The sequence below is a fragment of the Acinetobacter sp. SM34 genome, from assembly GCF_022012365.1.
GTDB lineage: Bacteria > Pseudomonadota > Gammaproteobacteria > Pseudomonadales > Moraxellaceae > Acinetobacter.
On the sequence record NZ_JAKLTP010000012.1, the window covers coordinates 75,430 to 96,219 of the forward strand.

Sequence of the window (20,790 nt, forward strand, 5' to 3'; positions counted from 1 at the left end):
ATATTTACTTAATTTTTATTTCTGCTATACATTAATATTAAGTAAATATTAATGTAAATTAACAATGGCGCGACCACATTTAACTTTAGAGAAATGGTTATCTGCTCACACAGATTTAAAAAAAGAATTCTTAGATTTAGAATCCAGCGAGAAATCTGGCCTGATAAGAAAGATTGTGGCGTCCGGAAAAAAGGATCACTATTTATCTAAAAAGGACTTGTCGACTAGGTCAAGTGATGTTCAAGACTTTACTTCTCGAAACAGTCAATCCCAGTCAGATCCTATAAATAAAATATTCCCTTACCTTCCAAAATTTGAAAACGATGAATTTATCATTGAGATGAATGATGCGCATTTTCAAATTTTAAAAAAGAAGTTCCTTTTATTTAAATACAACCACAAAAACAAAGAAAATAATTATGTCATTAAACAAATCACACTTGATCAAACGACATTAAAAGAACTTGATAAAATTAAAGAAAAATATAAATTTAAAAGCCTTAAAAACTGTTTAGAGTTTTTAATTGATAGGCAAAACTCAAAATTAACAGAAAAAAATAAAATAATATCAACTCTTAAAAAGGATAAAAGCAAAAATAATGATTCTATTTTAAGGAAAGAGCTAGAATTAAAGGATGAAGAAATTGCTCAAATTAAAACCAAGCTTGAGCAGCAAAAAAATACCATCCAAGAAAATATGAGCCGATCTGCAAAAGAATATGAGGAATACTTAGTTCAAATAGCTGTAAGTAAAATCATTGAGTTAGAAAATATTAAAGCGTATATAGGTGATATATCGGCAATAGACCGACAAAGCATAAATGGAGCTCTTGCACCTGAAGCAATTAACGAAATAAAAGATCAATTTCGAAAAAACTGCACAGAGCAAAAGCAATTTTTAATAATGAAAAATCAGTCAAACTTAAATGAAGATTTAGGCTTTGATCAGCATGCCAATTTTCACAAAGAAGAATAACAATAAAAATTATTATTCTAATTTTTTATTATAATAATAATGGTATTAATAGATTTAGTAGAATAAATATCAACTAGAATTATTAATACCCCAAAATCATCATAAATCAAAATGAAATCAGAAAATTGTAGATTAGGTTTGAGCTAGCACTATAAAATCATGCACTTATAGAATTACACTAATTACGTTTAATTATAAGGCAGCCCCCGCAGTCCATTTATTTACTACTTCACTATACCATTCCATTATCTTTACACGCTCATCCCAGTATTGTGCTCGGTTATAAGCAGCACGAATACGGTTCTGTGGTACATGAGCAAGCTGACGTTCAATGGCATCAGAATTAAACAAGTTTGACTCATTCAGTACAGTACTGAACAGTGATCTAAAACCATGAGTTGTCATTCTACCAGCATAGCCAGACCGCTTGATCACAGCCAAAATTGATTCGCTACGCATGGGTTCTTTATTGTTCAAACGATGTGGAAACAACAAATCTTGGTTATGTGTCAAACGTAATGCCTGAAGCTCATCAATCATCATATCTGTTAAGGGTACACGATGGGGCAAACCGTTCTTCATACGCTCTGCAGGGATATCCCACTTCCGACCTTCTAGATCAAATTCATCCCAACATGCTTGCAATAACTCACTTACTCGGACACCAGTTAGCATAATCAGAATTATTGCATGGTGAGTCTGAGCATCTGCTGGATAGGCTCTAATCCGCCTAAGAAATTCGGGCATTTCACTTTCAGGTAATGATGCTAAATTTTTTACTTTTTTATTCTTAAGTGCATACACCAAATCACTGGCTGGATTGTCATATCGATAACCGTGGGCTATAGCATATTTCATCACCATACCGCATCGAGATAGCGTACGTTTAGCTACTTCAGTAGAACCTCTGGCTTCAATTTTTTTAATAACCTGCAAGATCTCAGGTGCTTGAATCTGATTGATTCGTTTATTTGCGAGAGCAATGTAAAGCTCATCCAAAGATGCTCGTACATTACTAATATGTTTAGATGACCAAGTCTCTCTTTGGTTATCAAACCAATCTCCTGCTACCTCTTTAAAAAATGGCTTGATGTCTTCGTATAAGACTGATTTGGAATGCTTGTATTTCAGCTCAAGGGCAAGCTCTCTTGCTTTCTTTAAACTCATGTCTGGATATGGGCCAAGTGACTCAGACTTACGCTCACCATGAACGGTATAGCGTACATTCCAATATTTTTGCCCTGCTGGCATCACCAGAAGCGATAGCCCATTCTCATCTGAAAGACGGTAACGCTTATCTTGTGGTTGCGCTTTTCTGCATTCTGTATCTGTGAGTTTCATCTGTATTTACCCTTTATATAGACTAAAAAATAATTGGGTAAATTTTCCCAATAATTACCCGCAGAAGGCAAAAATTGGGTCACACAGCTTAGGATAGGATCGGACAATACAGCCAATAAAAAAGCCCATAAACATTGAATTTAAGGGCTTTTTTACATTCAGTCGAACATCTCTGAATTGAATTTTGGTGGAGATGGCGGAAACTGAATTCGCTTGTACACCTAAACTCACTGATCAGTCTTTAGATTTACACACCAATTGATCTAAATAATTAGACCATGCTTGCATCATCACTGTACGCTCTTCTAAGTATTTTGTACGATTATACGCTCGTCCATGCATATCGCGAACCTGATGAGCAAGCTGTTGTTCTATACGCTCAATAGGAAATTTTAAAACTTCATCTAATAAGGTTCTGGCAGTCGCCCTAAAGCCATGACCTGTCGTTTCACCATTTTCAAAACCATATTGTTTCAAGCGTTTGTTAATCGTCGACTCGCTAATCGTTTTGGACTGATCCCGCATCGATACAAAACAATACTCCGTATAACCCGTTATCTGGTGCAATTCTTTGAATAGCTTCAGGACTTGATCTGACATAGGAACAATATGCTGTAATGCTGTCTGATTCTTCGTCTTTGAAGGAGTGTATTTCCAAACTCGATTTTCAAAATCGATGTCTGCCCACTTCGCTCCTCTTAATTCTCCTGGACGTACAAAAACATGAGGTAATATTCTCACGGCATAGTCTATTGTTATATCACCACGGCCAACACTATTATTAATATTCCTCAATAACTGTCCTAGCTTCTGCTCATCTGTGATCGCAGATCTATGCTTGGTTCTACCGACTTTTAAGATCCCACTAATTTGGTCTGCCACATTAAATTGACACAAGCATAAAGCAATCGCATAACGAAAGACTTGGGCAGCTTTGCTTCTCATGCGCTTTGCTGAATCTGTCTTACCCTGCCTTTCGTAAATACGACAAACTTCTAAAATTTGAGATGTTGTAATACTGTCTATTGGATAATCCCCAATTGCAGCATACAACTTCCCCCAAACAAATTGATTTCTTCGCTGAGTGCTAGGCTCTAACTCCTCTGTCTTTCTATATTCATCCGCGATTAAAGCAAAAGTATTTTTACCTAATTTAGCTTCTTCGTCATTTTTCTTCAGAACTGCTGGATCTATATTTTGAGTGAGTAATTCACGATACTCTGTTCTTTTTGCTCGTGCATTTAATAACGATACCTCTGGATATGTCCCGAAAGAAATACTATTGCGTTTTTTAGTGATTGGGCGAACATAGTCCCATCTCCAATACAAATAGCCATTTTTATCAATGATAAAAAATAGTCCTTTACCATCGGCAAGTTTAATTTGAACCTTGGTTGATAATTTTTTATGTGAATTTATAGCTGAACGAATCTGTGTATCTGTCAGATTTACAATTACTTTTGGCATTTTTGCGGTAAGCCTCTGCAATAATTTTGAAATTACCGCAAAAATTACCGTAAAAAACTTAAATAACCTAAAACACGCTTGGACAATATCGGACAAAAGAAATACGTAAGTTGTTTATTTTTAATGTTTTTCGTATTTCTTTGGATGGGGTAAAACGGGAAATTGGTGCGCTCAGCGGGACTCGAACCCACGCCACAGGCTTCGGAGACCTGTACTCTATCCAGTTGAGCTATGAGCGCGCGTGCACATCATAACAAAAAAATCAGCAAGGTAAAGCAACTATATAGAACTCATCATTTTTTGTGCTTACACTTTGATCAATGTTCCAGAATTGCAACACACAATTCCTGCTTATTTACTTGGTTTATTCAGCCAGATCACTCACAATACTCGTACTATTCACCAGGTGAGAATTTCATGACTGATGCATTGACTTTGAAGGACGTATCCAAAACCTATCGCAACGGTTTTCAGGCACTCAAAGGTATTAATTTAACGGTACCCGATGGTGAGTTCTATGCCCTTCTTGGTCCTAATGGTGCAGGAAAATCAACCACCATCAGCATTATCAGCTCACTGACAAAAAAAACCTCCGGTACAGTGGAAATTTTTGGCCACAATCTGGATACCCATCCTTCAGCAGCAAAACAATGCTTAGGTGTGGTGCCGCAAGAATTTAACTTTGGCCAGTTTGAAAAAACCTTTGATATTTTAGTCACCCAAGCCGGCTATTACGGTATCCCTAAAAAAACCGCAGAAAGCCGTGCTGAAGAATATCTGGAAAAATTAGGTTTATGGGAAAAACGCAGTATACAGGGGCGTATGCTTTCTGGTGGGATGAAACGTCGTTTAATGATTGCCCGTGCCATGATGCACCAGCCTAAACTTCTTATTTTAGATGAGCCGACTGCAGGGGTCGATATTGAATTACGTCGTTCCATGTGGGATTTCCTCACAGAAATGAATGAAAAAGGCACCTCTATTATTCTGACCACGCATTATCTAGAAGAAGCTGAAATGTTGTGTCGTCGAATTGCCATTATCGACCGCGGCGTAATTAAGGAAGATACCAGCATGAAATCTTTCCTCAATCAGCTCAGTGAAGAATCCTTTATTTTCGACTTGGTTGAACCGATTCAACCGCTGCATCTGGAAATTATCGGCGTTCGTTTTAATTTAATTGATCCTGTCACCTTAGCAGTGACTATGGACAAAGCTCATACCTTGAACGAACTGTTTCAACTTCTGGAAGCGCAAGGCATTCAAGTCCGCAGTATGCGTAACAAGTCGAACCGCCTGGAAGAACTGTTCGTGAAAATGGTCGAAAAAAATCTTGATGGAGCTGCGCAATGAACTTTAATCAACTCAGCGTTGCGCTCTATACCCTTGTGCATAAAGAAATACGCCGCTTTATGCGTATCTGGCCACAAACCCTATTGCCGCCTGCCATTACCATGAGTTTGTACTTTGTGATCTTTGGTAATCTGGTGGGTTCACGGATTGGCACAATGGGTGGCTTTAGCTACATGCAGTTTATTGTCCCTGGCCTGATTATGATGGCGGTGATTACCAACAGTTATGCCAATGTCTCTTCCAGTTTTTTTAGTGCAAAATTTCAAAGAAGCATTGAAGAACTGATTATGAGTCCTGTGCCCCTGCATATGATTCTTTGGGGTTATGTGATCGGTGGGGTCTGTCGCGGCGCCCTGGTCGGCATTATTGTGACTGCCATGAGCATGTTCTTTACCGACTTATATATTACCAACTGGTTCGTAACTATATATACAGTACTTATTACCTCCTTCTTATTTTCATTGGGTGGTTTTATTAATGCAGTTTATGCAAAATCATTTGATGATATTTCAATTATTCCCACTTTTGTGCTGACTCCCCTCACCTATTTAGGTGGTGTATTCTATGCCATTAGTGCTTTAAGTCCTTTTTGGCAAAATCTCTCTTTAATTAACCCGATCGTATATATGGTCAATGCCTTCCGTTTCGGCATTCTGGGTCATAGTGATGTCAATGTTTCCATTTCATTGACTGTTATTACCCTATGCTGTGTTGTGCTTTACGGTATAGCTTACTATTTACTTTCTCGTGGTTCAGGAATGCGTGAATAATGAGTGTAGAACATTCTCTATTAGGTAAAGACACCAATTATCCAACAGAATATCAGCCCGATATTCTGTTTCCCATTGCACGTGCACAAGCGCGTGAAAAATATGCCCATGTTGAAGGCATTCAACACGGCAAAGACTGGTGGCATGTTTTTGAAATTTCCTGGCTCAATGCGGCCGGCATTCCTCAAGTTGCGATTGGTCGTATCACTTTGCCAGCATCTTCTCCCAACCTGATCGAATCAAAATCATTAAAGCTCTACTTTAATAGTATGAACTTCACCCAATTTGATTCAAAAGACGCTTTTATTGCAACAGTTGAAAAAGATTTATCTGCGGCAGCAGGTGCACCGATCACGCTGACTTTATTTCAGGCCGATGAGTTAACCATTGCCCAACCGGAAGGGATCTGTATTGATGATTTAAGCCCTGAACGCTTAGAGAATCATCCAGACTCGACTTTATTAAAGTTAGATTCAGAAAATAGTGAACAAGTTGAAGTTCAACTATATTCGCATTTATTACGCAGTAACTGCCCAGTCACTGGCCAGCCCGATTGGGGCACAGTTTTTATTCGATATCAGGGTAAAAAACCTTGTTATCGCAGTATTTTAGCTTATATTATTTCTTACCGTCAGCATAATGGATTCCATGAACAATGTGTGGAACAGATGTTTGCCGACATCTGGCAAAACCTTGCTCCAGATAAACTGATGGTATATGCAACTTATACACGTCGTGGCGGATTAGACATCAACCCTTGCCGTGTATCGGATGCGACATGGATGCCTCGCCCCATTCGTTTGGCGCGACAATAAAATGAAGAATATTGAGGTTTTTTAACATGCCATTTTTTGGTTTTATTCCGACTGCAGAATTATTAACCAGTATTCAAACAGCTCAGGAAAAGAGAAATTCCAGCGAACCGCTTTACCCTTTACGCGACAAAACAGCATTGCTGATTAATGAAGAAATCATTGATGCTATTTTGACTGAGCTTGTGCGTCGTTTTCCAGCCAGTGATAAACGTGATACAGCTGAAAAACTTGCGGGTTATATCAAATCAACCGTTGCTGTTTTATTGAAACAGTTAATGAGTAAATCTTCAAATGATGTGGTCAAGCAATCGATTGAGTTTTCTGAAAAAAGCTTGTTTAAAGATGCTGAAGGCAACTTCCGCGTAGGTGAGTCATTAGATGCAAGCCTGGTGACTAATCTTAAGCATAGTTATGCGGAAATCAAAGCCGGGAATGACGTCAATAAGGCAGCGCTCACGGAATCGTATAAGCAATTTGCTGAAGCGACTGTACGTCATTTTATGAGCGACTTTAACAAGACCCTTGATTTAGGCATGATTAAACGCAAAGCGGCAGATCTTGGTTCTGCTGCAGTGATTAAAGCCGTGCATATTGCAGTGGATAAAATCATTCCAAATCTGAATAAAGATGAGTTGAAGGCACTTGCTGAATATCACGATACTTTATTCCATGCTTAAGCATTTATAAAACCATCGAAAACCTAGCCATGGCTAGGTTTTTTATTGTCCAATTTCATGCTCAAATGATAAAGAATTCATCATTTTATGAGCCTTTAACTTGACTCAATTCCTACTTTACGATTTTTACTGTATTGATTTCAGAAACATCTTCTGCATTACTTTTTTCCTTTTATTTTTATATCCAGATTATTGCTATATAAAGTGATGATGAAAGTTGAATTCTGCCCGATTTTGTTTTCTCTTAGAGTATGACTTATTCCTAAATTTTACCTATTCCAACTTCTATAGCAAGGTGAATAAAGAGCAAGATTAAACTTCCACATCCTTAGCTATTATTGATACGTAAGTGTGCTATTTCTAACTTTTTAAATAGTGATAAAGACTGACGGTTTTTCAACCAAACACCATTTGAAAATGTCCAATCGTGACTAAATTCCTTACTCGAAACCGAGATAGCTCGTATTATGATAAGTCATGTAAAGATTAGGTCAGATTGATGAAAATTGCTCAATTTTTTTATTGTTCTGATCAGGATAATAAAGCCCGGCTTAGAGTATCCGCCTGAGAGGTGGATTTACGCGCAGTCTCTCCATGTTTGTCTTTTTTTGTATGCATACTTGTTGATATAGCCTTGGTCAATGCTATCTTAGCCCCTTAGAAAAATTCCGTTATCTTTCATGAGATGGATTTTCGGCAATTATATTTGTAATGCTGTCTTTTAGCATCGTGATGTCGATTTACACACACTGATTATGTTTTTGGAACTTTGAGTAATATGTTAAGTATCAACTTTTATAACAAAATGAAACGTCTTCCTTTACTTCTCGGTGCACTTTCCATCACCAGTTTCTGCCAGGCCAATGATTTTTACAACGATCCTGCTTATAACAGCTTTAAGCAAAAAACCATGCAGACCTATGGCTTAAGTGCAGAACAAGTCGACTGGGCCATGAATGGGTCAAAAAACCTGCCTAATATCATCAATATTATGAATCGCCCTGGGGAAAGTAAGCCCTGGTACGAATATAAAACCAATTTTATGGCCGAAAGCACCATTCAGCGTGGGGTGCACTTTAAAACTCAGTATGCCGATACCTTAAACCGTGCCGAACAGCAGTTTGGTGTACCACAATCGGTCATTTTAGGCATTTTAGGGGTAGAAACCGGTTTTGGGGCCAATAAAGGCAATTTCATCACCCGTGATGTCCTGGCGACCCTAGGTTTTGGCTATGAACGTCGTGCGCAATATTTTCAGGATGAACTCGCGGCATTGATTGCATGGACCTATAAAGATGGGGTACCTGCCAGCTCGGTGGTAGGATCCTATGCCGGTGCTATTGGCTATCCGCAATTTATGCCGAGTAACATTACAAAATTGGGGGTGGACTATGATGCAAATGGACATATCGACCTAAGAAATTCTGCCGTGGATGCCATTGGCTCTATTGCCAACTATTTAGCCCAACATGGATGGCAACGTAACCAACCGATCGGCTTTGCTGGCCGCTATAGTGGCAATAATCCTACTTCTATTATTGCCAAAGATTTGGAACAACCTACTCCCTATGGTGCCTTAAAAAATCAAGGCATTACTCCAACCAATCCGATTGTAAAAATTGATGACCTGGATATGGTAAATATTATTCAACTTCAAGATAGTTATGGCCCTATTTACTATATTACTTATCCAAATTTTCAGGTGATTACGACGTATAACAAGAGTCGAATGTATGCCACAGCGGTATGGCAATTAGGCACTGAAATCGCCAGCCGTTAAGGCTGGTTTTTACCAAAAAGTAATAAAGTCAATAATTTTTTTTATAAATTAGCTCACAAATTAGACCTTTTACATACAATGTTACAATATTGATCATATTTTGATCAAAAAACGATGTATTTCTGTGGTTTTTGTAATTATTTTAATTAAAGAGTAGACAGCTTTAGCTTGGCATGAATATTATCCATCTCGTCGAATGTAGTTGCAAAAGAGAATTAACAGACTTGATAGCTTAACTTTCAATCGCTTAATTGAAATAAAAGCAACGGTCTTTAGGAGTTTAATAATGCAGTCTTCAATAAAATATATTTTAGCCTTATCGGCCACTTTTGCCCTGAGTCAGTCTCAAGCAGAACTGGTACAGTCATCATTCAATACGGATCATGACAACTCACGTTTAGCCACGCGTGTATTAAATAAAGATGCTCAAACGTTTAACTCGCACTTTTCAAACTTAAACAGCCTCTCAATCACTGAGCGTTCTGGTGATAAAATTCGTCGTCAAACCATTGCTTCGAAAATTGAAATCCCTAACGATGAGCCTTCAGTGATTGAAAAGCTAAATACTGTCGCATCTAACACAGTACGTAAATTTAGCCAGACTGGTGCCGCTTCTTGGTATGGTCGTCAATTCCACGGCCGTAAAACTGCAAGTGGTGAAACATACGATATGAATGGTTTGACTGCAGCTCACCGTAGCTTGCCATTGAACTGTTATATTCGCGTAACCAATAAAAACAATGGTAAGAGCGTAGTCGTAAAAGTAAACGATCGTGGCCCATTCCATGGTAACCGTGTTCTAGACTTGTCTTATGGCGCTGCAAAACAGTTAGGTATTACCAATGCAGGTACTGCAAAAGTGAATATCGAACGTGTAGATGGTCCAAATTCATAAGAACTTGCCAGACTCCTGATACATTTGACTTAAAAGCCACTTCTTGTGGCTTTTTTAATGCCTGGCCAAAAGTGCAATCCCTCCGCCTTCTCCCTCACTTTGTGATGCAGCATCACTCCACCGTGCATCATATGAGTGATGAATTGCTGGTGCTGAATTTTGAACGGCACTGTTTTCTCGTTTATATTTTATCTCAATAAAAAAGGTTTAGATTGATGGATGCTCATCAATAAAAAACTGGAGTGAAAAATGAAAACAATGACAGAATGGTTAGATGAATATAGTGAGAGCCATCAGAACAAAACCAACAAAGCCATTCACTGGGTTTGCGTGCCCACCATCCTGTTTTCCATTATTGGCATTTTGGCTCATTTCAGCGCGTTATTGACAGCCCTACTTTTGATTTTAACTTTGCTCTTTTATGTACGCCTAGACTTAGTCCTTGCTGTCGCAATGGCTACTCTTATTGCAGTCATGGTATGGCTTATTTTTATTTTGCCTGTAGGAACAGGATTTTATATTGCACTTTTCGTTTTAGCCTGGATTGGGCAATTTTATGGACACAAAGTCGAAGGGAAAAAACCTTCATTCTTCAAAGACCTCCAATTCCTCCTCATTGACCCTGCATGGTGCATGAATACCTATCTAAGCAAACTACTACCAAAATATAAAACACGTCAAAAATCGCAAATCAGCGCAATTTAAGACCTATTATCGTTTTAGCCTTCTGAAGAACCTTTATTGATAGGTTCTTCCTTTATATTTCAACCAACCATCCACATGTCTTTGTTGTGGATCATGATGAGTCCAGTGAATTACTCCACCTTTTTCAGAGTATTCATATTCCCCATAGAACTCGACTGCATCTCCCTTTTGCAAACCATCAATACGGGAACTTAAATCAATATTATGAGCCACCAAAACGGTTAAGCCCTTCTGCAATTGCAGAATAAATTTTTGATGGCGTGAGCGGTTATTATCATCCGCTAAAACCGCTTTGGCTCGTCCGGTAGCCTGTACCTGAATATTGCTTGTTTGTGCTCGAAATGCCTGCTGAATTTTTGCATTATCATTGCCAAACGGTAAATTTTTAGATTTAAAATCCTCGTGAGCTTGAGGACATTCTTCCTCTACCTGAATTTGGTTTTGTGGTTTTAAGTCTTAAAAAGGTGGAGTGAAAGAAAATTATTCTTGTAAATCCACTCCAAAATAGGCAGCAATTAAAACAATAATCACCACACCGATTCCCATCTGGGCTTTATTCGCCATCTTTATTCTTCCCTCAAAATTTTAAACTATTCATAAAAAAAGCCCTCGTTAGAGGGCTTTTTTTGCAAATAATCAGAGATTATTTTGCAGCAGCTTGAGCAGCAGCAACTTCTTCAGCGAAAGAAAGTTCAGCTTTTTTCTCAATACCTTCACCTACTTCGAAGCGAACGAATTCAACAACTGTAGTAGCAGTTGATTTAAGAACATCAGCAACTTTCTTGTCGTTGTCGATTACGTACATTTGACGCTCAAGAACAACTTCATTCAAGTATTTTTCAACTGAACCAGTCACCATTTTTTCAACGATGTTAGCTGGTTTACCAGATTCTAATGCTTTCGCTTCAGCAATTTCTTTTTCTTTAGCGATAAGATCAGCAGATACGCCTTCAGCATTTACAGCAACCGGGTTGAACGCAGCAACGTGCATTGCAATACCTTTACCAGTCGCAGCATCACCGTTGTAAGATACAACAACACCGATTTTTAAACCGTGTTTGTAAACTGCAAGGTTTTCACCTTCAACAATTTTCGCACGACGTACTTGGATGTTTTCACCGATTTTTTGAACAAGAGCAATACGCGCTTCTTCAACAGTAGAACCATCTTCAAGTTTCAATTCAGCAATTTTAGCAGCGTCAGTTTCATTTGCAGCAAGAGCAGCAGCAGCAACTTTAGCAGAGAAACCAGAAAAGTTTTCGTCTTTAGCAACGAAGTCAGTTTGGCAGTTTACTTCTACAAGAATCGCTTTGTTGCCTTCTTGAACGATAGTGATTGCACCGTCAGCAGCAATGTTACCAGCTTTTTTAGCTGCTTTTGCTTGACCAGATTTACGAAGGTTATCAATCGCTAATTCGATATCACCGTCCGCTTCTGTTAATGCTTTTTTACATTCCATCATTGCTAGGCCAGTACGGTCACGCAATTCTTTTACCATGCTCGCAGTAACTGCAGTCATGTTATTCTCCTAAATACGGTAGAAAATGAATCTGTTCAACAAAAACGGCCCAAAGTGTTCTCTGGGCCGTTTTGCTTGCTTGACGCTTAATTTGCCACGATTACATGTCGCAAAAATGACAATTCTGCGTCAAAACGCATTAAGCCTCTGGAGCTTCTTTAGCAGCTTCTTCGCCTTTAGCTTGAGCATTTGCTTGTGATTGAGCGTACTCTTTACCAGCAAGGATAGCATCAGCCATAGCAGAAGCGTAAAGTGTAACCGCACGGATCGCATCGTCGTTACCAGGAATAACGTAATCTACGTTGTCTGGGTTAGAGTTTGTATCAACGATACCGATTACAGGAATACCCAAGTTTTTAGCTTCTTTAATCGCGATTGATTCGTGGTCAACGTCAATTACGAATAATGCGTCAGGTAAACCACCCATGTTTTTAACGCCGCCTAAAGCACGTTCAAGTTTTTCCATTTCACGAGTACGTTCTAACGCTTCACGTTTAGTAAGCTTAGCGAAAGTACCGTCAGTAGATTGAGTTTGAAGATCTTTTAAACGGTTGATAGATTGGCGAAGTGTTTTCCAGTTCGTCAACATACCACCTAACCAGCGGTGGTCTACATATGGTTGACCAGCGCGTTGAGCTTGTTCACGAATGATGTTAGAAGCAGCACGTTTAGTACCAACAAACAATACTTTGTTCTTTTTGCTTGCAAGATTGTTAACAAAGTTCAAAGCATCATTTAACGCAGGAACAGTGTGCTCAAGGTTGATGATGTGAATTTTGTTACGCGCACCAAAGATGTATTCGCGCATCTTTGGGTTCCAGAAACGAGTTTGGTGACCGAAGTGAGCGCCTGCTTGAAGAAGGTCGCGCATGCTTACGTTGTAATCTGCCATTTTCTTTACCTTAAAGTTTGGGTTAGGCCTCCATATATCCGCATTCTCCACTCTTGCGAGCACCCAGAGAAATGTGTCGATATATGTGCGGATTTTATTGCCCCATCGCACAAAGCCCGTGAAATTTATTCACGAAAAAGCATTTGATAAAATGGGCGGCTATTTATACCATAGTCACACACAAATTTCCAAAAGTTTTTAAAGATCATGAACAGTACTTACGAAGCTCCCCGTCGACTCATTAAAACCCCTGAAGAAATTGAAAAAATGCGTGTGGCGGGTCGACTGGCGGCAGAAGTTTTGGATATGATCAAACCGCATATCAAACCGGGTGTATCTACACTCGAACTGGATACCATCTGCCACGATTATATCGTCAATAAACAGGATGCCATTCCTGCCTGTCTTGGTTATGGTGCAGCACCTGGCCGCCCGGCATTCCAGCATGTCATTTGTACTTCAGTCAACCATGTAGTGTGTCACGGCATTCCAGCTGCAAGCAAAATCCTGAAAAAAGGCGATATTCTGAATATTGATGTCACTGTCATTAAAGACGGCTATCACGGCGACACCAACATGATGTATATCGTCGGCGGTGAAACTTCAATTCTTGCCGATCGTTTATGCAAAGTGGCGCAAGAAGCCATGTACCTCGGTATTGCGACGGTAAAACCAGGTTCTACCATTGGTGATATTGGCAATGCCATCCAGAAATATGTTGAATCAGAACGCTTTGGCGTCGTACGTGAATATTGCGGTCATGGTATTGGCACCGTATTCCACGACGAACCACAAGTTTTGCATTATGGTCAACCCAATACCGGTATGGTGCTTGAAGAAGGCATGACCTTTACCATTGAACCGATGGTAAACGGCGGCGACTGGAAAACCAAAATTTTAGGTGACAAATGGACGGTGGTGACCAAAGACCACAGCTTGTCAGCACAATATGAACATACCCTTTTAGTGACTAAAACCGGTGTTGAAATACTGACTGCACGTCCTGAAGAAGATCTGTCACGCTTTAATCAATAAATTCATTTCAAATTGATTTAAATGGCTGCACCTGTTGTAGCCATTTTTATTTGAAGTCATCTTCAGTTAAACATTTTGCTGAAAATCTGTACCACCCTCAATTGATTTTCACTTTATTTTCCACATACTGCAGCACAATTCAATTTAACATAGGGATTTTTCATGTCCGATTTTAGCAATGTCACCGTAACCCAAAATGATGATGACACCGTTTCACTACTGATTGATCAAAAGCCTATCTCTGAACGTTACGGCATGAAATTTAGTTCCAGCATTGTGGATGAACTCAAAGCTTTGGCTGACGGTCAAAATATGAAACTGTTTGATCAGTTTGTATTTTCACATACCGATTTAAACTTTGAGCATAGCTATCGTTATGTGACTTGCATCCTCAAAGAAGAAGCAGGTTTCAAAGTGACGCGTAATTTTGTTTATACCATTAACAGCCCAAGGTCAGCAGCCGATTGAACATGTCATTACCAAACAGGGGCAACCGATGACTACTGCTGATGTACATGAGTTCATTAATACCCATCTGCAAAAATCCTTAAATGATTATACCGATCTGAATTATGCTTATTGATGTTTTATTTTTGTGACAACTTGCTAACACTACACACACTACAATTAAATAGTGCACCATCTAATTGTAGTGTTCTTTTTCACTTAGTCCTTCACATTTAATTATCACTTTTACCACCATTTTTCAGTCATTCTCAGCCCTTTTATTCAGACTAAATACTTAATTATTAATTTTTATTGCTCAGCTGATTCAACCGGATTAAATACTTTTTTCCAATATTGCTATATTCGAGCTCCCCTTTTTGGCGCAATTTAGGCTAAGATAGTGTGCTTTTTATTTTTTAATCCCTATAAGAAGGAATACTGCCGTGGACGTACGTCTCTCTGATCGTGTAAATGCCATCAAACCGTCCCCTACACTTGCTGTTACCAATAAAGCTGCTGAACTTAAAGCTGCTGGTAAAAACGTAATTGGTTTGGGCGCAGGTGAACCAGATTTTGACACCCCACAACACATCAAAGATGCAGCCATTACTGCTATTAACAACGGTTTTACTAAATATACCGCTGTTGACGGTACTCCAGGTCTTAAAAAAGCGATTATCGCGAAATTTAAACGCGACAATAACCTTGACTATGCAGCAAACCAAATCCTGGTTTCTTGCGGTGGTAAACAATCCTTCTTTAACCTGGCACTTGCTTTGTTAAACAAAGGTGATGAAGTCATCATCCCTGCACCATACTGGGTAAGCTATCCAGACATGGTGATCATTGCTGAAGGTGTTCCTGTAGTTGTTAAATGTGGTGAAGAACAACGTTTCAAAATCACACCGGCTCAATTAGAAGCTGCGATCACAGACAAAACTCGTTTAGTGGTATTAAACAGCCCATCTAACCCGACTGGCATGATCTACACTAAAGCTGAATTAGAAGCTTTGGCTGAAGTGCTTCGTAAATACCCAGAAGTTCTCGTTGCTTCTGATGATATGTACGAACCAATCCGTTGGGACGACGAATTCTATAACATCGCTACTGTTGCACCAGACCTTTACGATCGCGTAATCGTACTTAATGGTGTGTCTAAAGCGTATGCAATGACTGGCTGGCGTATTGGCTATGCAGCGGGTCCTGCTAAATTGATTGGCGCAATGAAAAAAATCCAATCTCAATCCACTTCTAACCCGACTTCAATTTCACAAGTTGCTGCTGAAGCTGCATTAAATGGCCCTCAAGACGTTCTTGAACCAATGATTGAAGCATTCAAACGCCGTCACGACCTGGTTGTGAAAGGCTTGAACGACATCAACGGTATTACTTGCTTACCTGCTGACGGCGCATTCTATGCTTATGCCAATATCAAACCGTTAATTCGTGCCAAAGGTTTAAAATCTTGCACAGAATTCTCTGCATGGTTATTGGAAGAAACTGGTGTTGCCGTTGTTCCTGGTGATGCATTCGGTCTAGGCGGTTACATGCGTATTTCTTATGCAACTGCTGACGAAGTACTTGTAGATGCGCTTGCTCGTATCAAGAAAGCTGCTGATTCAATCGAAGGCGTTGACGCTGCGATTGCTTCAATTGCTGCTGAAAAATAATCTGACTTAGCAATAAGTTTGATGAGAAAAACCCGCTCTTGAAGCGGGTTTTTTATATTTTCAGATGTAAAGAATTATAAACAACACTAAAAATAGCTAAAATTTTAAATTATGATTTCACTTTAAGCGCTGAATTTGACACAGACTTATCACAAACAACCAGCGCAATTCCCACCAAAACAATCACCGCAGAAATAATAATTCTCCAGCTTAAAGTCTCACCAATAAACAGCACACCACCTAAAATAGCTAAACAAGGTACAGACAATTGCACACTGCTGGCTGTTACACGATCAATACGCTTCACAATGCTATACCACAGCACATAAGCCCCGCTGGAAGCTAAACCGCCAGATAACAGTGCCAAAAGTATCCCTTGAATATGCACAAAACTCTGGGGGTAAAAAGCGATGTACGCCAGCAACACAAAAGGAATGGCTATCACAAAATTTGCCAATGTACTTGCCAATGGATTCTGCATGTTCTTGCCCGCAATGCTGTACATCGCCCAGCCTATTCCTGAAAGCACCATTATCGCGGCATAACCTAAATGAGGTGCCGAGGCGCCAGGAAGTAAAAGAATCAGAATGCCTAAAATCGCAATAGCTAATCCTAAGCCACGTCGCATATTGATTTTTTCACCATGGCACAAGCCATAGCCAACCATGCTTAACTGGACTGTGCCGAATAACAGTAATGCCCCTACACCTGCATCGATATGCAAATAAGCCAATGAAAAAGCAATGATATACAGCGCTAGAAAAAATCCGTTTTTAATATTCCATCTTATTTTGGCTTTATGCCCAGAAAGCATATAGAGCAGCAACAAAACAGCTGCACCGCTGCATACCCGAATCAGGCTAAAACTCATGGGATCAATCTGCTGTTCTGCAAGCGCCAGACGACATAAAACCGAATTCGCAGCAAAAGCCAGCATGGCAATCATGATTTTAAGCAACATGGTTGAGCGTCCCTATTCAACAGCATCGCTTAGATATAGCGAATTCCGCTTATGAAATCCATAAGGCTTTTCTACTTATGCTTATTCAATTCATAGATTAGCCAGCTTAAAATAGCACAGCAACATTCAGCTCACTAAGCACTTAAAATCGACGCTTAAGCTGCATGATTTCTTACTGTTCAAATCTAATAAAATACTTTCTTGATACATTTAACTTTTTAATACCTTTGTAAAAAGTTTCATTTAAACTTTAAAATACGTTCAAATAATGCAGATAGACAATCGAGGGCAGCACATGCGCTATAAAATTATTGATGTATATCAAAAAGAAAATATTAAACGCTATATTGCCAAGTGCTTAAAGTCCCGCTCGCCTCAGTTTATTATTATTGAAAGCCCGCAGACCCTCTGTCTGAATCTAGACATTATTGATGTTAACCCAAAAACATCAGTCACCACTTGGGCCACAGGCGAGGAAATCGCCATGAAAATTCTGCAGCAATTTGACAGCTTTGATAAAACTTATCTGTCTTATAGCCACTAAATAAATCTATCTATCTTATAAGTGCAAATTCAAATCCTATGGAATGGACTGACCGTTCCATTTACACGCGTTGACGTTCAGTCTGTTTTTTGATTAATTGGATTTAAGTTCCAAAAAGGAACCTAATTCAAATTAAGGACGAACAGAATGAATCCTCAACAAATGTCTGGCTTAGAAATTATGCAGGCAATGTGCGCCGGAACACTTCCAGCACCCTCAATGAGCGAAACCATTCCCATGCTGACTGAAAAAGTTGAACTGGGTGAAGTGCATTTTAAAGTCAAAGCGGATCAGCGCCATTTAAACCCGCTTGGCGGCGTGCACGGCGGGTTTGCCGCCACAGTCTTAGACTCAGTTACCGGATGTGCAGTTTTTTCCATGCTGGAAGCAGGCATTGGCTACGGCACAATCGATTTAAATGTAAAAATGTGCCGTCCAATTCCGCAGAACAAAGAACTCCTCGCAATTGGCACGATCATTAATATCAGTAAGAACCTGGGTATTTCTGAAGGGAAAATTGTCGATGAAGATGGCAAACTTTATGCTCATGCCACTGCAACTTGCATGATTATCCGTCCATAGCACATCCTGATCATTCAATGAGTATTGAAAGATGGTGAGAGAGCTTAAGTCATTTCCTAAGCTCTTATGCTAATGCATGATTGTTTATGCATAATTAAACGGCTGATTTAAACGATTTTGTGAGTGCTGATAAAGACACTTCCGGACGCGAAGTTCCCTTATAGATACATAAATACTTAAATACGCTATCCAGAGAAACCGAGAGTTTCTTCTGTTCTGAAACAGACCAGACTTTAGAGTTATTGCGTCCCGATAAAGCACTACCATTTAATTGATACAAATACAGGTCATGCTCACGCTGCAAGGGCTGCTTACGTCCCTTGGAATAGCTGTCCAGGAGCAATTGACAGGGTGAATCGATTAACCATTTATCACTAAACCACAACTGCAATAAATCGCCCAGATATAAAGCCTGAGTGCCCACAGGCCAGACCTGAATATAAGCATCCTCTACGGCTGTTTGATAGCACTCTGGATCGTGAATAATTGAAAGGTAATTGTCTTGATAAAAAGATAAATTTGAAAAAATTTCGGCAATGGTCAGCGTATGCATTCGCTTTCTCCTGTTTAGCCATTTTAGTGCTGGCAAGTTGGTTGAAATCCACACTGTTTGAACTTTCATTCAAACGCTCTGTTATGAATTTAATCTAACAAGCCCATTTTGGCTGTGCAAGTTTTTTTAACATTTTCAATTTAGTTGTTTAAATAAAAAGCATACGGTAGAAAAATTAAGGAATCATGACACTTTTAGCTTGACCCCCTGAAAAATCTCCTTATAATCGCATGCAGATTCTCCAATAGCTCAGTCGGTAGAGCGACGGACTGTTAATCCGCAGGTCCCTGGTTCGAGCCCAGGTTGGAGAGCCAAATACGAAAAAGCCCGCAGCACTAAAGCGGGCTTTTTTTTGCCTTGATTATTTGTAACTCTGCTTTAATAACCATGAAAATCACCCAATAAAAAAGCGCATCGAAATGCGCTTTTTATCTATTTACCCCATCTCAATATTGATCAATCTAAAGATTGCCTTATTGCTGAGGTAAAGGAATATATTGTGAATTATTATTCTGTGCTTTACGTTCGGTCACCACCACATTCAGCGTTAATGGTTTCTCATCACGTACCACTTCAACGTTAATGCGGCTATTCGGGGCTTGCAACGCGACATAATTAATCAGGTGAGAAGCTGAAGTAATGAGTTCACCATTGACCTGAATAATCTTGTCACCTTTGTGAATACCCGCTTTTGCAGCCGGACCATTCGGCAACACGTCTGCAACCACCACACCATTTTGCTTAGGCTCAAGAATGTTTTCCTGTTGCACCGGCATCAGGCTAATACCCAGCCAGCCACGAACCACACGACCATCTTTCAAAATTGAATTCAGGATTTGCTGGCAAACCTTGGCTGGAATGGCAAAACCAATCCCGAGCGAACCACCGGATTGAGAGAAAATAGCGGTATTTACACCAATCAGATTACCCGCTACATCAATCAATGCACCACCAGAGTTACCCGGATTAATGGCTGCATCGGTCTGAATAAAGTCTTCATAGGTATTGATACCCAAATCCGAACGGTTGGTTGCAGAAATAATCCCTTGGGTTACGGTTTGTCCCACACCAAACGGGTTACCAATCGCAAGCACCACATCCCCGACTTCATTTCCACTCAATTTAAAAGGTAGCACCGGAAGCTTATCCAGCTCGATCTTAATCACAGCAAGATCTGAATCCGGGTCTGTGCCAATCACTTTTGCAACTGCACGACGTCCATCATTCAATCCCACCACAATTTGTTCAGCCTGAGCAATTACGTGATTATTGGTTAAGATATAACCATCTGCACGAACAATAACTCCTGAACCCAGGCTATTTTCATTTGGTTCCTGACCAAATTGTTCTGGAACCTGATCACCAAAAAACTCACGAAATGCAGGATCATTTAACAGCGGATGCTCAGCCTTATTCACTTTCTGAGTAGTAAAAATATTCACCACGGCAGGTGCTGCAACTTTCACTGCTGCACTATAAGAACTGACTCCACCTGTTCGGTTGGTATTGACTAATGGCTCTACTTTTTCCACAGGCATTTTTATACCATCAGCCGCAACAGGTGCTTTGGGCTTTTGATTTTGCTGCCATACTAGAAAACCGAGAGTAACCAAAATGAGTAAAACCCAAGGTAACCACGAAAAGGTGCGACGCACGTTAATTTCCTCTAACAATATTTTAATTCGTTGATGACTAAGTAATTTATGTGTCATTGTAAAATGAAATAGAGATGGAAACATAAAAATAATTCAAGAGTTTTGTGATGCTTTAGTTACAATTTAAAATATGGTTTGATGAGATTAAATATT

19 protein-coding genes, 2 tRNA genes and 2 pseudogenes are annotated in these 20,790 nt (G+C 39.5%); 14 read left to right on the forward strand and 9 right to left on the reverse strand.

The features are described 5' to 3' along the window. Window positions 1–64: 64 nt before the first annotated feature. Window positions 65–976, forward strand: a complete 912-nt coding sequence (locus LZZ98_RS11170; RefSeq protein ID WP_237787914.1) for a hypothetical protein — start codon at window positions 65–67, stop codon at window positions 974–976. 192 nt (window positions 977–1,168) lie between these two features. Here LZZ98_RS11170 and LZZ98_RS11175 read toward each other — a convergent pair whose 3' ends face one another. The 3 genes from LZZ98_RS11175 to LZZ98_RS11185 all read right to left on the reverse strand — a co-directional run bounded on the left by LZZ98_RS11175 (window position 1,169) and on the right by LZZ98_RS11185 (window position 4,023). Further along, complete coding sequence (locus tag LZZ98_RS11175; protein WP_237787915.1) at window positions 1,169–2,317, reverse strand: tyrosine-type recombinase/integrase; 1,149 nt, start codon at window positions 2,315–2,317, stop codon at window positions 1,169–1,171. 234 nt (window positions 2,318–2,551) lie between these two features. Then, complete coding sequence (locus LZZ98_RS11180) at window positions 2,552–3,784, reverse strand: tyrosine-type recombinase/integrase (RefSeq protein ID WP_237787953.1); 1,233 nt, start codon at window positions 3,782–3,784, stop codon at window positions 2,552–2,554. A 163-nt stretch (window positions 3,785–3,947) separates the two neighbouring features. Beyond that, a tRNA-Arg gene (locus LZZ98_RS11185) sits at window positions 3,948–4,023 on the reverse strand. 178 nt (window positions 4,024–4,201) lie between these two features. Here LZZ98_RS11185 and LZZ98_RS11190 point away from each other — a divergent pair. From LZZ98_RS11190 to LZZ98_RS11220, 7 genes are all read left to right on the forward strand, one after another. Continuing rightward, window positions 4,202–5,137, forward strand: a complete 936-nt coding sequence (locus LZZ98_RS11190; protein ID WP_237787916.1) for an ABC transporter ATP-binding protein — start codon at window positions 4,202–4,204, stop codon at window positions 5,135–5,137. Then, window positions 5,134–5,907, forward strand: a complete 774-nt coding sequence (locus tag LZZ98_RS11195) for an ABC transporter permease (RefSeq protein WP_237787917.1) — start codon at window positions 5,134–5,136, stop codon at window positions 5,905–5,907. The genes LZZ98_RS11190 and LZZ98_RS11195 overlap by 4 nt, the downstream gene beginning before the upstream one ends. Further along, complete coding sequence (gene queF, locus LZZ98_RS11200) at window positions 5,907–6,722, forward strand: NADPH-dependent 7-cyano-7-deazaguanine reductase QueF (RefSeq protein WP_237787918.1); 816 nt, start codon at window positions 5,907–5,909, stop codon at window positions 6,720–6,722. The genes LZZ98_RS11195 and queF overlap by 1 nt, the downstream gene beginning before the upstream one ends. A gap of 26 nt (window positions 6,723–6,748) precedes the next feature. Beyond that, complete coding sequence (locus tag LZZ98_RS11205) at window positions 6,749–7,399, forward strand: hypothetical protein (protein WP_237787919.1); 651 nt, start codon at window positions 6,749–6,751, stop codon at window positions 7,397–7,399. Window positions 7,400–8,177: 778 nt separating this feature from the next. Then, window positions 8,178–9,179 carry a lytic murein transglycosylase B gene (gene mltB, locus LZZ98_RS11210; RefSeq protein ID WP_237787920.1) on the forward strand — a complete coding sequence of 334 codons (1,002 nt, stop codon included), beginning with the start codon at window positions 8,178–8,180 and terminating at the stop codon, window positions 9,177–9,179. A 286-nt stretch (window positions 9,180–9,465) separates the two neighbouring features. Then, window positions 9,466–10,074 carry a septal ring lytic transglycosylase RlpA family protein gene (locus LZZ98_RS11215; RefSeq protein ID WP_086175305.1) on the forward strand — a complete coding sequence of 203 codons (609 nt, stop codon included), beginning with the start codon at window positions 9,466–9,468 and terminating at the stop codon, window positions 10,072–10,074. Window positions 10,075–10,323: 249 nt separating this feature from the next. After that, window positions 10,324–10,779 carry an Mpo1 family 2-hydroxy fatty acid dioxygenase gene (locus LZZ98_RS11220; protein ID WP_237787921.1) on the forward strand — a complete coding sequence of 152 codons (456 nt, stop codon included), beginning with the start codon at window positions 10,324–10,326 and terminating at the stop codon, window positions 10,777–10,779. Between the two features lie 33 nt (window positions 10,780–10,812). On the opposite strand, the pseudogene LZZ98_RS15620 reads toward LZZ98_RS11220, so the two are convergent. The 3 genes and pseudogenes from LZZ98_RS15620 to rpsB all read right to left on the reverse strand — a co-directional run. Further along, window positions 10,813–11,148: pseudogene (locus tag LZZ98_RS15620) on the reverse strand (DUF3465 domain-containing protein); the annotation flags it as partial. A 274-nt stretch (window positions 11,149–11,422) separates the two neighbouring features. Further along, a complete protein-coding gene (tsf, locus tag LZZ98_RS11230; protein ID WP_237787922.1) occupies window positions 11,423–12,298 on the reverse strand; it encodes a translation elongation factor Ts in 876 nt (291 codons plus the stop codon). A 139-nt stretch (window positions 12,299–12,437) separates the two neighbouring features. Next, complete coding sequence (gene rpsB, locus LZZ98_RS11235) at window positions 12,438–13,190, reverse strand: 30S ribosomal protein S2 (RefSeq protein WP_086175302.1); 753 nt, start codon at window positions 13,188–13,190, stop codon at window positions 12,438–12,440. Between the two features lie 207 nt (window positions 13,191–13,397). Between rpsB and map the strand changes: the two genes are divergently transcribed. The 3 genes and pseudogenes from map (at window position 13,398) to LZZ98_RS11250 (ending at window position 16,342) form a co-directional block, all read left to right on the forward strand. Further along, window positions 13,398–14,225: a type I methionyl aminopeptidase gene (gene map, locus LZZ98_RS11240; RefSeq protein ID WP_237787923.1), complete on the forward strand. Its 828-nt coding sequence runs from the start codon at window positions 13,398–13,400 to the stop codon at window positions 14,223–14,225. Between the two features lie 162 nt (window positions 14,226–14,387). Then, window positions 14,388–14,808 (forward strand): annotated as a pseudogene (locus tag LZZ98_RS11245) (hypothetical protein). A gap of 307 nt (window positions 14,809–15,115) precedes the next feature. Beyond that, window positions 15,116–16,342: a pyridoxal phosphate-dependent aminotransferase gene (locus LZZ98_RS11250; protein ID WP_237787924.1), complete on the forward strand. Its 1,227-nt coding sequence runs from the start codon at window positions 15,116–15,118 to the stop codon at window positions 16,340–16,342. A 109-nt stretch (window positions 16,343–16,451) separates the two neighbouring features. Here the strand turns inward: LZZ98_RS11250 and LZZ98_RS11255 are convergent, their stop codons facing one another. Continuing rightward, window positions 16,452–17,303, reverse strand: coding sequence for a DMT family transporter (locus LZZ98_RS11255; protein ID WP_237787925.1), 852 nt, complete (start codon window positions 17,301–17,303; stop codon window positions 16,452–16,454). Window positions 17,304–17,598: 295 nt separating this feature from the next. Between LZZ98_RS11255 and LZZ98_RS11260 the strand changes: the two genes are divergently transcribed. Both LZZ98_RS11260 and LZZ98_RS11265 read left to right on the forward strand, forming a co-directional pair. Further along, window positions 17,599–17,847, forward strand: coding sequence for a hypothetical protein (locus LZZ98_RS11260; protein WP_237787926.1), 249 nt, complete (start codon window positions 17,599–17,601; stop codon window positions 17,845–17,847). Window positions 17,848–17,994: 147 nt separating this feature from the next. Continuing rightward, window positions 17,995–18,429, forward strand: coding sequence for a PaaI family thioesterase (locus tag LZZ98_RS11265; RefSeq protein ID WP_237787927.1), 435 nt, complete (start codon window positions 17,995–17,997; stop codon window positions 18,427–18,429). A gap of 94 nt (window positions 18,430–18,523) precedes the next feature. On the opposite strand, the gene LZZ98_RS11270 is transcribed toward LZZ98_RS11265, so the two are convergent. Then, complete coding sequence (locus LZZ98_RS11270) at window positions 18,524–18,982, reverse strand: hypothetical protein (RefSeq protein ID WP_237787928.1); 459 nt, start codon at window positions 18,980–18,982, stop codon at window positions 18,524–18,526. Between the two features lie 238 nt (window positions 18,983–19,220). On the opposite strand from LZZ98_RS11270, the gene LZZ98_RS11275 reads away from it, so the two are divergent. Beyond that, window positions 19,221–19,296 (forward strand) — tRNA-Asn (locus LZZ98_RS11275). Between the two features lie 159 nt (window positions 19,297–19,455). Here LZZ98_RS11275 and LZZ98_RS11280 read toward each other — a convergent pair. Continuing rightward, window positions 19,456–20,637: a S1C family serine protease gene (locus LZZ98_RS11280; protein WP_237787929.1), complete on the reverse strand. Its 1,182-nt coding sequence runs from the start codon at window positions 20,635–20,637 to the stop codon at window positions 19,456–19,458. Between the last annotated feature and the right edge of the window lie 153 nt (window positions 20,638–20,790).

Coding starts and splice junctions, on each gene's coding strand:
- LZZ98_RS11170 (WP_237787914.1), top strand. CDS start 65: ATGGCGCGACCACATTTAACTTTAGAGAAATGGTTATCTGCTCACACA.
- LZZ98_RS11175 (WP_237787915.1), bottom strand. CDS start 2,317: ATGAAACTCACAGATACAGAATGCAGAAAAGCGCAACCACAAGATAAG.
- LZZ98_RS11180 (WP_237787953.1), bottom strand. CDS start 3,784: ATGCCAAAAGTAATTGTAAATCTGACAGATACACAGATTCGTTCAGCT.
- LZZ98_RS11190 (WP_237787916.1), top strand. CDS start 4,202: ATGACTGATGCATTGACTTTGAAGGACGTATCCAAAACCTATCGCAAC.
- LZZ98_RS11195 (WP_237787917.1), top strand. CDS start 5,134: ATGAACTTTAATCAACTCAGCGTTGCGCTCTATACCCTTGTGCATAAA.
- queF (WP_237787918.1), top strand. CDS start 5,907: ATGAGTGTAGAACATTCTCTATTAGGTAAAGACACCAATTATCCAACA.
- LZZ98_RS11205 (WP_237787919.1), top strand. CDS start 6,749: ATGCCATTTTTTGGTTTTATTCCGACTGCAGAATTATTAACCAGTATT.
- mltB (WP_237787920.1), top strand. CDS start 8,178: ATGTTAAGTATCAACTTTTATAACAAAATGAAACGTCTTCCTTTACTT.
- LZZ98_RS11215 (WP_086175305.1), top strand. CDS start 9,466: ATGCAGTCTTCAATAAAATATATTTTAGCCTTATCGGCCACTTTTGCC.
- LZZ98_RS11220 (WP_237787921.1), top strand. CDS start 10,324: ATGAAAACAATGACAGAATGGTTAGATGAATATAGTGAGAGCCATCAG.
- tsf (WP_237787922.1), bottom strand. CDS start 12,298: ATGACTGCAGTTACTGCGAGCATGGTAAAAGAATTGCGTGACCGTACT.
- rpsB (WP_086175302.1), bottom strand. CDS start 13,190: ATGGCAGATTACAACGTAAGCATGCGCGACCTTCTTCAAGCAGGCGCT.
- map (WP_237787923.1), top strand. CDS start 13,398: ATGAACAGTACTTACGAAGCTCCCCGTCGACTCATTAAAACCCCTGAA.
- LZZ98_RS11255 (WP_237787925.1), bottom strand. CDS start 17,303: ATGTTGCTTAAAATCATGATTGCCATGCTGGCTTTTGCTGCGAATTCG.
- LZZ98_RS11260 (WP_237787926.1), top strand. CDS start 17,599: ATGCGCTATAAAATTATTGATGTATATCAAAAAGAAAATATTAAACGC.
- LZZ98_RS11265 (WP_237787927.1), top strand. CDS start 17,995: ATGAATCCTCAACAAATGTCTGGCTTAGAAATTATGCAGGCAATGTGC.
- LZZ98_RS11270 (WP_237787928.1), bottom strand. CDS start 18,982: ATGCATACGCTGACCATTGCCGAAATTTTTTCAAATTTATCTTTTTAT.